The sequence below is a fragment of the Methylocystis sp. H62 genome, assembly GCF_015709515.1.
In the GTDB taxonomy this organism is placed as follows: domain Bacteria; phylum Pseudomonadota; class Alphaproteobacteria; order Rhizobiales; family Beijerinckiaceae; genus Methylocystis.
The window spans coordinates 1-12,361 of the sequence record NZ_JADNQZ010000023.1; the positions used below are offsets into that span (position 1 = coordinate 1).

At 65.2% G+C, this 12,361-nt stretch carries 11 protein-coding genes and 1 tRNA gene; 5 read left to right on the forward strand and 7 right to left on the reverse strand.

The genetic code is table 11. The features are described from left to right. From IYY11_RS00640 to trpB, 3 genes are all read left to right on the forward strand, one after another. Positions 1-1,023 (forward strand): mannose-1-phosphate guanylyltransferase/mannose-6-phosphate isomerase (locus IYY11_RS00640; RefSeq protein WP_196402347.1); only part of this gene is annotated, 1,023 nt, incomplete at its 5' end. 118 nt (positions 1,024-1,141) lie between these two features. Continuing rightward, positions 1,142-1,786: a phosphoribosylanthranilate isomerase gene (locus IYY11_RS00645; protein ID WP_246719528.1), complete on the forward strand. Its 645-nt coding sequence runs from the start codon at positions 1,142-1,144 to the stop codon at positions 1,784-1,786. 188 nt (positions 1,787-1,974) lie between these two features. After that, entirely contained in the window at positions 1,975-3,213 is a 1,239-nt protein-coding gene (gene trpB, locus IYY11_RS00650; RefSeq protein WP_196402349.1) for a tryptophan synthase subunit beta, read from the forward strand. A 215-nt stretch (positions 3,214-3,428) separates the two neighbouring features. Here the strand turns inward: trpB and IYY11_RS00655 are convergent, their stop codons facing one another. From IYY11_RS00655 to IYY11_RS00665, 3 genes are all read right to left on the reverse strand, one after another. Beyond that, positions 3,429-4,373 carry a heparan-alpha-glucosaminide N-acetyltransferase gene (locus IYY11_RS00655; RefSeq protein WP_196402350.1) on the reverse strand — a complete coding sequence of 315 codons (945 nt, stop codon included), beginning with the start codon at positions 4,371-4,373 and terminating at the stop codon, positions 3,429-3,431. Next, positions 4,370-5,350 carry a hypothetical protein gene (locus tag IYY11_RS00660; RefSeq protein WP_196402351.1) on the reverse strand — a complete coding sequence of 327 codons (981 nt, stop codon included), beginning with the start codon at positions 5,348-5,350 and terminating at the stop codon, positions 4,370-4,372. The genes IYY11_RS00655 and IYY11_RS00660 overlap by 4 nt, the downstream gene beginning before the upstream one ends. Before the next feature lie 251 nt (positions 5,351-5,601). Beyond that, positions 5,602-6,153, reverse strand: a complete 552-nt coding sequence (locus tag IYY11_RS00665; RefSeq protein WP_196402352.1) for a L,D-transpeptidase — start codon at positions 6,151-6,153, stop codon at positions 5,602-5,604. 157 nt (positions 6,154-6,310) lie between these two features. Here IYY11_RS00665 and mepA point away from each other — a divergent pair, with 157 nt between their 5' ends. Further along, entirely contained in the window at positions 6,311-7,267 is a 957-nt protein-coding gene (gene mepA / locus IYY11_RS00670; RefSeq protein ID WP_196402353.1) for a penicillin-insensitive murein endopeptidase, read from the forward strand. Positions 7,268-7,359: 92 nt separating this feature from the next. On the opposite strand, the gene msrA is transcribed toward mepA, so the two are convergent. After that, positions 7,360-8,007 (reverse strand): peptide-methionine (S)-S-oxide reductase MsrA, encoded by a 648-nt coding sequence (gene msrA / locus IYY11_RS00675; RefSeq protein ID WP_196402354.1) that lies wholly within the window; start codon positions 8,005-8,007, stop codon positions 7,360-7,362. A gap of 32 nt (positions 8,008-8,039) precedes the next feature. Next, complete coding sequence (locus IYY11_RS00680) at positions 8,040-8,357, reverse strand: hypothetical protein (protein ID WP_196402355.1); 318 nt, start codon at positions 8,355-8,357, stop codon at positions 8,040-8,042. 127 nt (positions 8,358-8,484) lie between these two features. Between IYY11_RS00680 and IYY11_RS00685 the strand changes: the two genes are divergently transcribed. Then, positions 8,485-8,574: transfer RNA gene (locus IYY11_RS00685), tRNA-Ser, on the forward strand. Between the two features lie 128 nt (positions 8,575-8,702). Here the strand turns inward: IYY11_RS00685 and IYY11_RS00690 are convergent. Beyond that, on the reverse strand, positions 8,703-9,410 hold the full coding sequence (locus tag IYY11_RS00690) for a DUF6118 family protein (protein ID WP_196402356.1): 708 nt from the start codon (positions 9,408-9,410) through the stop codon (positions 8,703-8,705). A gap of 18 nt (positions 9,411-9,428) precedes the next feature. After that, the coding region (gene traA / locus IYY11_RS00695; RefSeq protein WP_196402357.1) for a Ti-type conjugative transfer relaxase TraA at positions 9,429-12,361 on the reverse strand (2,933 nt) is incomplete at its 5' end.

A 12,361-nucleotide genomic window follows, 5' to 3' on the forward strand; every position in this document is an offset into this window, starting at 1 on the left:
AGCGCCGCCGCCGCCGAAGGCTATATCGTCACGCTTGGCGTCAAGCCCGACGGCCCCGCGACAGGATACGGCTATCTGCGCCCCGGCGCGCCGCTCGAGTCCTGTTGCGAGGTCTACAAACTCGACGCTTTCGTCGAAAAGCCGGACCGGGCGACGGCGCAGGACTATGTCGACGCCGGCTATTTCTGGAACAGCGGCAACTTCATCTTTCGCGCCGACGTCATGCAGTCGGAGATTGCGCAATTCGAGCCCGGCATTTTCACCGCCGCCGAGGCGGCGATCGAAGCGGCCAGCCAGGACCTCGGCTTCATGATTTTGAACGCCGAGGCCTTCGCGCACGCGCCGAAGAAATCGATCGACTACGCCGTGATGGAAAAGACCGACAAAGCGGCGCTGATTCCGGCCGACATCGGCTGGTCCGACGTCGGCACCTGGCGCGCCGTCTGGGAATTGTCGGACCGCGACGAACTCGGCAATTCCATCCGCGGCCAAGGCGTCGTCATGAACGCCCGCAACGTCCATGTGCGCTCCGAGGACACGCTGACCACCGTCGTCGGCGTCGATGACATCATCGTCGTGACGACGCAGGACGCCGTGCTGGTGCTCAGCCATGAGCATGGCGATCAGGTCAAACAGCTCGTCGAGCAGCTGCGCAGCGAAAACCGCCGCGAAGCGGGCGAGCACAAGCGCATTTTTCGGCCGTGGGGGTACTATCAAGGGATCGACGAAGGCCAGCGCTATCAGGTGAAGCGCATCGTGGTGAAGCCCGGCCAACGGCTGTCGCTGCAGAAGCATTTCCACCGCGCCGAACATTGGATCGTCGTGCGCGGCACGGCGGAGGTCGGCCGCGACGAGGAAATCCATCTCGTCCACGAAAACGAATCGATTTACCTGCCGATCGGCAGCAAGCACCGCCTGACCAATCCCGGCAAGATCGATCTGGAGCTGATCGAAGTGCAGACGGGCTCCTATCTCGGCGAGGACGACATCGTCCGCTTCGAGGACGCGTATAATCGCGGGTAATCGGCGCCAGACCTTGCGCGTCATGGCCTGCCTTGTGCCGGCCATCCACGTTCAAGACGCGCGCAACTTCGCAAAATAACCGCAGCGGCCGGCGTGGATGGCCGCGACAAGCGCGGCCATGACGCAATCAGCCATCGTCAAAATCTGCGGTCTGTCCTCGCCCGAGACGCTTCTCGCGGCGATCGAATCCGGCGCGGACATGGCGGGCTTTGTCTTCTTCGAGAAAAGTCCGCGCCATATCGACTTTGAGACCGCCCGCACGCTCGGCTTTCTCGCGCAGGATCGCATCAGCAAAGTCGCGCTCACCGTCGACGCTGACGACGCCGCGCTTCAAGACATCATCGACGCGCTCGCGCCCGACTATCTCCAGCTTCACGGAAGCGAGACGCCGGTGCGGGTCGCCGAGGTGAAGGCGCGCTTCGGCCTGCCGGTCATCAAGGCGGCAGGCGTCGCGACGCCCGGCGACGTCGAGGCGGCGCGCGCCTATGAAGACATCGCCGACGTCATTCTCTTCGACGCCAAGCCCGCGCCGAACGCAGCGGTTCCCGGCGGCGCCGGCGTCGCTTTCGACTGGTCTCTGCTGCGCGGCGTCGCTGCGAAACAGTGGATGCTTTCGGGCGGACTGACGCCCGAGAATGTGGCGGAAGCCATGCGCCGAACCGGCGCCCGCGCGGTGGACGTCTCTTCCGGCGTCGAGCGCGAACGCGGCGTCAAGGACGCGGCGAAGATTGCAGCCTTCCTGGCCGCCGCTCGGCTTTCATAGCGGCGATTGACAGTTTAAGACTGCGCCGACGGATCGGCCCCCTCCCTGTCCCTCCCCCGCTACGCGGGAGAGGGGACGCCAACGAGCCGCATTGCGGAAACTCGATGAAGCGCCGAATCTGACTCCCTCTCCCGCGTAGCGGGGGAGGGCTGGGGAGGGGGTAGCGACGCAGAGCGAGGACGCCCCCCGTGAACAAGCCGCTTCCCAATTCCTTCCGCGCCGGCCCGGATGAAAACGGCCGCTTCGGCATTTTTGGCGGGCGCTTCGTCGCCGAAACGCTGATGCCGCTCGTGCTCGATCTTGAAGCGGCGTACGAGAAGACAAAAACCGATCCGGCGTTCCATGAGGAGCTCACGAGCCTCCACAAGCACTATGTCGGGCGCCCCTCGCCGCTCTATTTCGCCGAGCGCATCACCGACTATGTGCGGGCGCGGGCGGGCGAGGGCAAAGGCGCCAAGGTCTATTTCAAGCGCGACGAGCTCAACCACACCGGCGCGCATAAGATCAACAATGTGCTCGGGCAGATTCTGCTCGCGCGGCGCATGGGCAAGAAGCGCATCATCGCCGAGACGGGCGCCGGCCAGCATGGCGTCGCGACCGCCACCGCCTGCGCGCGCTTTGGCCTCGATTGCGTCGTCTATATGGGCGCGGTCGACGTCGAGCGGCAGAAGCCCAACGTCTTCCGCATGAAGATGCTCGGCGCCGAGGTCATTCCCGTGCAGTCGGGCGCGCGGACCTTGAAGGACGCGATGAACGAGGCGCTGCGCGACTGGGTGACGAATGTCGCCGACACCTTTTATTGCATCGGCACGGCGGCGGGGCCGCATCCCTATCCGGCGATGGTGCGCGATTTTCAGTCGATCATCGGCAATGAAACGCGCGTGCAGATGCAGGAGATGGAGGGGCGCTTACCCGACTCGCTCGTCGCCTGCATCGGCGGCGGCTCCAACGCCATCGGCCTGTTTCATCCGTTCCTCGACGACGCGAGCGTCGAGATTTACGGCGTCGAGGCGGCGGGCCATGGCGTCCATGTGCCGAATGGCCATGCGGCGTCGCTCACCGGCGGGCGTCCGGGCGTGCTGCACGGCAACCGCACCTATCTCCTGATGGACGACGACGGCCAGATTCTCGAAGGCCATTCGATTTCGGCGGGACTGGATTACCCCGGCATCGGCCCCGAACATTCCTGGCTGCATGAGATCGGCCGCGTCAAATATCTGAACGCCACCGATCAGGAGGCGCTGAGCGCTTTTCAGCTCTGCTCAAAACTGGAAGGCATCATCCCGGCGCTGGAGCCGTCTCACGCGCTGGCGAAAGTGTTCGAACTCGCGGCGCAAAAGCCGCGCGATCATCTGATGGTGATGAATATGTGCGGCCGCGGCGACAAGGATATTTTCACCGTCGCCGAGCATCTCGGCGGGATGTAAAGGGCAGCGGGAACCCTCTCCCGCTTGCGGGAGAGGGTGTCACGCGGAACGCGTGACGGGGTGAGGGCCCTCATCCGACCCTCGCTACGCGAGGCCACCTTCTCCCAAACCGAAGTCGGCTGTTGCCGACTTCGGCATCCCAATGCGCAAACCGGGAACACCCGGTTTGCGCCGGGAGAAGGAAAACGCTCCTCAGCATGAGGGCGACGCAAGGCTCATCTGCCTTTCGCCACGCATTTTTGAGCAATTTCATTCAGCCGGCGGCCGCGCTCGGTCTCATCCGTCACGCCGGCGAGCGCCTTGCTGCTGATCGCCTCCCGCGCCGTGCATTCACAGGCGTCGTGGCAGATCTTGCCTTCGCCGCCCTCATTCATGCAGCGCGCTTCGCACGAGGCGACGAATTCCGTCGCGTCGACGGCGGGCGGCATGAGATAGGCGAGTCCCATAAAGAGCCCGAAGAGCGCCGGCTGATGCGCGAGATAGATGAGAAGACTGTGCCGGCCGAGGAAGGGAAGCCATTCCCTCCTAGCATGTGTGGGGGGAGGGTTAGCGCCCTCGCCGCTCACGCCAAGCCTCTCCCCGTAAAGGGGGAGAGCGAGTTTTCCGCCCGCGACGCCGAGCAGCAGCGCGCCCGCCCAGGGAAACAGCGGGCGCCAGTCCTGGGTCATCGGCTCGCTGGTCGAAAGGCCGACCCATTGCAGCCAATCGGCGTTGAAGGCGGACGACGAGAAGAACTCACCGCCGAGAAGAAAGAAGGCGCCGCAAGCGAACGCGACCGGCCACGGCGCGAATAGAAAGGGCACGGCGATCAGGCTGGCGACCGCAATGCAGTGCAAAATGCCGAAGAACACATAGGAGGTGGGAAAGAGCACATAGGTGCCGGCCGTCACCAGCGCCGCCGCCGCGGCGATCAGCGCGAAGCGGCGCCAGAAGGCCGGCCAGCGCATCTGCTCCCGATTGGCCAGTACCAGCGCGACGCCGGCGATGAAGAGGAAGGCGAAAGCGATCGAATGGCCGAATATTTTGACGGGCGCCGACCAGGGAAGATTAGCCGGCGCATAGCCGAAATGCGCGAGATCCCAGATGACGTGAAACGCCACCATCGCCAGGACGGCGAGGCCGCGCGCCGCGTCGAGCGCCCACCATCGGCCCTGACTCATCGGCGCGCGGCCGCCGGCGGCGCGCCCTGGAATTTGCTGAACACCATGTCTGGCGCCGAAAGATTGTGGCGCGAGGGCAGATGGCGGCCGACCCACACTTCTGTCGCGCTGGCGCCAGGAAAGCGAATGACCGGCGCTTCCTCCCAGCTCTTCCCGCGCTTGCTGCGCCAGGCGACGATGGCGGCGTCGCTCATCGTCTCCATGGCGTACATCGACCGCAGCGCCGCGAAGGGCAATCCGTTCGGCATCGCCTGACTGAAGGAGACGTCGAGCGTTATCCGGTCCTGATCGACGCTTTTGATCGAGAGGCGGCCTTCGCCGCCGCGCCTGAATTTGAGGATCAGGCTGCGCGTGTGAGGCTCGAAGACGATTTCCTCGAGGTCGACGATCGGCCGCTCCTGCGTCTCGACGGGCCCGACGAGAAAGGACGAGCCGTAAGCCGTCCAGCGCATGTCGTCGAAGGGCAGCGGCCGCGCGCGCCAATAGCCGTCAGGCGGGTAGAGCACCATGATTTCTTCGGCGCGTTCACGATGCCACATCCAGAGCTGGATCAGATGGAAGCCGCGCTCGACCGAATCGCCGATTCGGATCGGCACGTCGTTGGGGCGCCAGAAGGAGGGAAAGGTGTAGCCCGTCAGCCAGAATTCCGGCGTCTCCCAAAAGGTCTTGCGGCGCGCCTGCGAAAACGCCTTGGGGTCCACCGTGAAATCGCAGCTCGACCAGTCGGGCGCCCAGCGATCCGAGGCGATCGTGTTGATGTAGGAGGGGTGCACCGCCTGAATTTGCAGACTGCGCACGCGCGGCGAGATGAAGTCGAGTTCGACATTGTCCTTCTCGGCGCAGAGCTCGGGGGCCGAATTGTTCTCGACGCGAACTTGCAACTCTTCGGCCGCGTCCGGAGCCTGCGCCGAGGCTGAGCCGGTGAAGGCCAAGCCGCCGGCTCCCAAAAGAAAGCGGCGGCGATCGAATGTGGTCAACTGAAAGATTCCTTGCTGCTTTTTGAACCCCTTATCGCGCGCAACGAAAGCGCGCGGCAAGCGTCGCGATCCATTAACGGGGCGCAAAAGGCGAAAACAAGGAGCGGGCCTGCCCCGGGAGGACAGGCCCTTGCTTAGAGCCGGCGCCGAAAAAGTTGACGCACTTTTTCGACGGGAACCTGCTCCACCATTTCGATATGAGCGCTTCCTTACCGATCACATGTTCCCTGCGACCGGGAAGCGTTTGGCGTTCAGAAAAGGCCGCCGCCAAACAAAGCAGCGAAAGGATCGGCGACTGCGTAGCCCGAGCCATAATAGGAACGGCCGCGCGAGGACGCATAGTGGACGCCGCCGCCGCGCCCTGCGCTGGCATAGTAGTGGCTCCGTGGCGGCGCGCCGGTGATCGAAATGCGGCCGCCTTCATTCTGCACCATTTGATACAGCATCGCCGCGTGGCCGGGAGACAGGCGCACGCAGCCGTGCGAGGCCGGCTGGCCGAGCATCCCCGTCGCATAAGAGCCATGAATCGCATAGCCGCCGCGGAAAAAGATCGAGTGGGGCATGGGCGACATGTGATACTTTCGCGAATAATGCATGGGCTGCATGCCGGTGGGCGCAAACGAGCCGCGCGGCGTAGAATAGCCGGCGCGGGCCGTCGACACCGGCCACGAATAGCTCCCCGACGAAGACTGCACATGCATGGTCTGCGTCGAAAGATTGATGTGGATGTGGGCGGCGGCGTTCGCCGCGCTCGCCCACGCGAACGGACAAAGAAACAAAGGAAGGATGACGGAAATACGCATGATGGACTCCTAACCAAACGCGCAGGCGCCGCGCCCGGCATTCTGCTGTGGCTTGGCGCGCCATCAAACTAAATGAAGCGGTAAGCTTTCCCGGCAAGGATGAATCGCAAACCTTTGCGCCGGCGACGCGCGCTTCGACACTGGGGGCGAAACGCCCATGACGACAAATTCGATATTGCGCGCGCTGCGCGTGGCGCTGTTCGCCTTAGCAGGCTCGGCGTCCTTGGCGTCCTTGGCGGCGCTGGCGACGACAGATGGCGCTCTGGCGCAGGATAGGGGCGCGCTAGATCCAAAGCCGCTGCCGCCGCTCGCCAATCCCTCCAGTCCGGTGACGCCGGCGCGAGAGCTGTTTGGCCGCGCGCAAGAGGCGGCGCCGCTCCATCCCGATCCGATCGGCTTCTATTCGCGCGGCTGTCTCGCGGGCGGCGAGCCGCTGCCGATCAACGGCCCCCACTGGCAGGTCATGCGCCTGTCGCGCAACCGCAATTGGGGACATCCCAATCTCATCGCCTTTCTAAAGCATTTTTCGTCGAAGGCGGCGCGCGAATCGGGCTGGCCGGGCCTGCTCGTCGGCGATCTGTCGCAGCCGCGCGGCGGGCCGATGCTCTCTGGCCACGCGTCCCATCAGATCGGGCTCGACGCCGACATCTGGCTGACGCCGATGCCCAACCGCGAACTCACCCGCGAAGAGCGCGAAGAGCTGATGTCGACGGACGTGGTGCGCGACGACGGGCTCGACGTCCGCCCCGAGGTCTGGAGCGCGGGCCACATCGCCCTGATCCGCGCCGCGGCGATGGAGCCGGCCGTGCAGCGCATCTTCGTCAACGCCGCGATCAAACGCGCGCTCTGCCGCTCGGCGCAGGGCGAAAGCTGGATGCACAAGGTGCGGCCGATGTATGGGCACAACTACCATTTCCACATCCGGCTTCACTGCCCGAACGGCTCCAACTGCCGCGATCAGGACCCGACGCCCGCCGGCGACGGCTGCGACGCTTCGCTCGCCTGGTGGTTCCAGGACGGGGTGCTGCATGCGAAGAAGTCGGGGAAAAGCTGGCCGCCGATGACCATGGCGGGATTGCCGTCAGCCTGCCGCGAGGTGTTGCGCGCGCAGTAGGCCAGAGCAGGTTCCGAAAAAGTTGACAGACTTTTTCGATGAGAACCTGCTCCAATGTTTATCGATCACATCCCATGTGATCGGGAAGCGCTCTAGTCGCAAGAGCCGAGCGGGCAGGCGATGCCGGTTCCGCCGAGACCGCAATAGCCGCCCGGATTTTTTGCGAGATACTGCTGGTGATACTCTTCGGCGTAATAAAACGGCGGGCTCTCGCGGATTTCCGTCGTGATCGCGCCGAGATTCGCCTGCGTCAATACGCGTTGATACATGGCGAGCGAGTCTTTCGCGGCGGCGAGCTGTTCCGGCGTCGAGACATAGATGGCCGAGCGATATTGCGTGCCGGCGTCATTGCCCTGGCGCATGCCCTGCGTCGGGTCATGGCTCTCCCAGAATATGCGCAACAGCTGTTCGAAGCTCATCGCCGGCGGCTGGTAGACGACGCTTACCACCTCCGCATGGCCGGTGCGGCCGCTGCAGACGTCGTCATAGGTGGGATTTTTCGTCACGCCGCCGGCGTAGCCGACCGCCGTCACATAGACGCCTTCGCCGGCCTGCCAGAATTGACGCTCCGCGCCCCAAAAGCAGCCCATGCCGAAGAGGACCTGTTCGGACCCCAGCGGAAACGGCGGATCGAGCGGGCGCCCGTTAACGAAATGCCGCGCCCCATGCGCGACAGGCGTTTCGCGGTCGGGAATGGGCCCGAGCAGTTTGGAAAGACCGAGTTCGTCAAAGATCGTCATGGCGCCGATATAGTGTGGCGGCTCAAGGGAAACTAGCGCCGTGCGTAATAGAGAGGCGCCGACCGCCGGTGGCTGAGCAGGATCAGCAGGGCCCCGACGCCGCCGAAGGCGACGCTGACCGGCGCCAGCATCAGCGTGGTCAGAACCGGGTCCCACAGAAAGGCGGAGACGTTCTCGACGCTCGACTGCAGCGACTGGTAGAGCGCAGGAAACACCGCCGCCGTTCCCCTGCTGATGCTCGTCACCATGACGCGGCCGGCGGCGATCGAGCGGGTGCCGTCGACGATGAGGGCGATGAAGCCGCCCGCGAGCAGGAGAAGGCCGATCAGTCTTGTGAGGAGTCGCAGCATGGTCTCTTCGTGCGAACGTAAATGTTGCGATGGGTCGAAAAAGCGTGGGGAGAATAGGCGCCGCGGCCGCGTCTGTCCATGCTTGGCGTTGCGTTCCGGTCGCGCGTGAATATAGTGCGCGCTTCGCGGAGGGGTGGCCGAGTGGTTGAAGGCGCACGCCTGGAAAGTGTGTATGCGGGAAACCGTATCGCGGGTTCGAATCCCGCCCCCTCCGCCAGTTTGTCTAATTAAAATATTGTTTAATATGTATTATTATTGGCACTCATAGATGGGTCCCATTATTGGTCCCATTTTAGCTATTTGCGAACGGGAATACTCTCTCGTGTCGGCAAACTATCTGGCGCGTCACCGGGCTGATAGCTTCACCTCCACAGAGCAACGAACGGGCTTGCCTGTCTGCGTCGCCGCCGCGCGGCATTTCTCGATTGCTCCGCGATTGTCGCGGAGCAAATCGGAAGCCTCGTTAAGTGCGGCCCAGGCGCGCGGGTTGGCGGCGCGCATCAGACGCGACCCCGCTTCCCAGGGCGAACTTGCGCCAAGCGTCCGCGTCGCCATGCTTTCCGGGATGCGCCAGTCCTGCGGCAAGGCGCGCGTAATGGCGTCGAACAGGAACGACCAGAGCACGACGCCTGCGATGGCGCCGGCGATTGTCGCGAAGAGGAGATGGAGGCGCTGTTCATCTGTCGTGGCGACCGCGGCGGCAAGGCTTTCCAATTTCTCCGTCGCCCTGTCGAGCGTCTCGCGTGCCCGCGCGATGGTAGTCCGGTCTTCGGCGCGGGCCTGCTCGCCGGCCGCCGCAATGCGCGCGGCTATTTCTTGGGTCGTAATCTGCAGCGCCGGGCTTTGCCGCATCGCCTTAACCATCGCGCCATAGGCGTTGAGATTATGCGCGATGATTCCCAGCGTCTCGCTGTAATCTGGCGCGGCTTCGCTTTTGGCCGCAAGGCCGGCGATGGCCGTCTCCAGCACATCCACCTTTTCGGCGAGATGCGCGAAGGCCGCGGCCGCCGGATCGGCCTCGGGCGCCGGGAATGAGGGCGGGCTCTCCTCCATAATCCTTGTCCTTCTCCCTTATCGGCCGATGCCGCGGCCGCGGGTCATTTCGAACCCGACGCTCGCGGCAAGGTCATGGGCGAGCTTGCGGCCCGTGTCGAAGTCGATTCCGAGGTCGTGGCGGCGCCCGCCCAGGACCGATTCCATCTGCGCGTCGCGCTCCAGGCTTTTCGCCATCGCCCCCATGGTGGCGCGCACACGGCCGACGCTCTGATGGTCGGCTTCGGCGTAGGCGGCGCGATAGCGCCGATCGAGCCTGCGCCAATCCTCGACGAAACGGTCGGCGCGCCTTTCGGGGTCGGTGCGGATTTCCGCTTCGAGACGCATGGCGCGGATCGCGCGCTGGACGCGCCCGCGGGCCGCTTCCGGCGCCAGCGTCGGATCGCGGTCATAGGCCTGCTCCAGATCCTTCGCGGCATATTCACGGCGTTCGTTCAGCGCCGCGCGCGCCCGGTCGAGTTCGCCGCGCTGATGCGGCAGGACCGGCAGCTCCTTGTCCTGCATCTTCCAGATGTCCGTGACGGCGCGGGCGTGGCGCGCGACGGCGCGCTGCGCCGCCGCCTCCTGCTCGGCCCGCGCTCTCTCCTTCCCAGCCAGCGACCGCTCCTGAACGGCTGGCTTCGCCTCCCTGCCGGCTCGAACCGTTCTTTCAGGATCGACGCCGGGCGCCTGCGCGCGGAAGCCGGCGAAGACGCCGCCTTGAGGCTCGGGCGCGTCAGAGGCGCGCCACGAATCGAAGGCGTCCGCGCCGCGCGCCGGCTGCGTCATCGCCCGGCGCAAGCCGTCGAACATGCCGCGCGCCATCCTGGGCGCCTCGCGGACGATCTCGGCGACGCGTTCTCTAAATGTGATCCCGCGCCGCTCGGCGAAGGCGCGGATGGGATCGGCCTCCCCATAGTCGGTGGCCATGTCCTTGGCGCGCTCGCGCGAGAGCGTTCGGACAAGCATCGATTGATCGGTGAAGTCGTCGCGGCCATAGCAAAGCGTGACGCCCTCCCTGTGGCGGGAGAGCGCCACATAGGCGGCATGGCTGTCGAGGCCCGGAGTGGCGATCACATAGGCGCGGTCCACGGTCATGCCCTGCGCCTTGTGGATCGTCGCCGCATAGCCATGATCGATATGGGCGTAGTCCTTCACATCGAAGGAAACGGATCGCCCGTCATCGGTCCGAACGGCGATATGCTGCGCGCTCGCCTGTTCGATCGCGCCGAGCGTCCCGTTCTTCACCCCGAGCCCGCGTTCGTTGCGTAGAAAGATTACGCGGTCGCCGGCCGCGAAGGTCCGGGCGCCGCGTTCGGTCGTCACTTGCGCATCCTCGCCCAGCGCCCCCGCTTCCCGCATCCGCGCGCGGACGGCCTGGTTCAGCTCCCGCGCCTCGTCATTGGTATGGGTCAGGATGATGCGCGTTCGATCCGGCGCGGCGATCCGTTCCCGGTCCCATCGCTCCACGAGGTCATGCCGCGCCGCTTCGCGCGTCTCGGCGGCATGGACCATGCCTTTATCGCGGTAAACCTGGACCGCCTCTTCGATACGGCCCGTGGCGAGACGGCGGGTCGCTTCGCGCTGCCAGTCTTCATGCTGGCGGCGAACTTCCGCGATCTCGACGCCGCCATGGCGCTCATGGATCGCCCGGAAGGCCGCGCCCGCCTCGATCGCCTGCAATTGTCGGGGGTCGCCGACCAGAACGATTTTCGCGCCCGCATGCTCCGCATGAGAGAACAGGCGCGCCATCTGCCGCGCCCCGACCATCCCCGCTTCGTCGATCACCAGAATGTCGCGGACGGACAAGGACTCACGGCCCTGCTCCCATTGACGCTCCATGCTGGCGATGGTGCGCGAGACAATCCCCGAGCCGTTCTCCAGATTCTCGGCGGCGATCCCGGACAGAGCGAGGCCTCGAACCGCGAAACCCGCCGCTTCCCATGCCTCCCGCGCGACCCCCAGCATCGCGCTCTTGCCGGCTCCCGCATAGCCGATGACCACGCCAAGATCGCGCCCGTCGGTCACATGTTCGAACGCGAGGCGCTGCTCTCCCGAAAGCGCCAATCCCCTTTCCGCCGCGCGGGCGAGGGCCGCTTCGCGTTCCTTCTCGCCGATGCGACGCCGCTCGCGTTCGGCCAGCAAGTCTGCGGCGCGCTGCAACCGCCGCTCGGCGTCGACCATCTCGCGCGAGGTGAACCGCTCGTCGCCGCGCCCATCCTTGCCGAGCGCGATGATCTCGGACGATCCGCGCATGGCCGCCATCGCCCGGTCGAATTGCTCCCTGCCGTCGCTATGCCGGTGAACGAAGCGGGCCATGTCGCGGCGGGTGAAGGTCGCCTGATGGCGGGTCAGGGCGTCGAGCGCTGCTGAAGGATCGGCAATGATCCGCTCGCCATTGCGGCGGGCGATCTCGCGATGATCCTCGATGCGCTCCGATCCGAACCCGCGCTCCCCCATCCGCTGCGCCGCCGGGCCGATCTTGTCCTGCGGTTCCAGAGCGACGCCCTGCGCCGCCAATGAACGGTGATCGACGCTCGCGTCTATGTCGAGTTCGGCCAGCCGCGCATTGACACGGTCCGCCCAGCGTTCTCGCCATTCCTCGACAAGCGCCGCGCGGTTCCAGTCCCTAACCTTGCGGCCGAAACCGTTCGCGTCGACTTCGCGCATGGTGAGCATGACATGGGCGTGGGGCTTGGGCTGTCCGTCCGCGCCTCTATCCCAATGCACGTTGAGATCGGCGATCATGCCGCGCGAGACGAACTCGGCCCTCACGAAGTCACGCGCAAGCTCGATCCCCTGCGTCTCGTTCATCTCGCGCGGAAGAGCGAATTCGATCTCGCGCGACAATTGCGCGTCCTTGCGCTTTTCGACCGCCTCGACCTCGTTCCAGAGCCGGTCACGCTCGGACAAGCGTTCGGTCGTGTTGTCGGGCAGCAGGATTTCCGAATGGACGACGCCCGCCTTGTTGG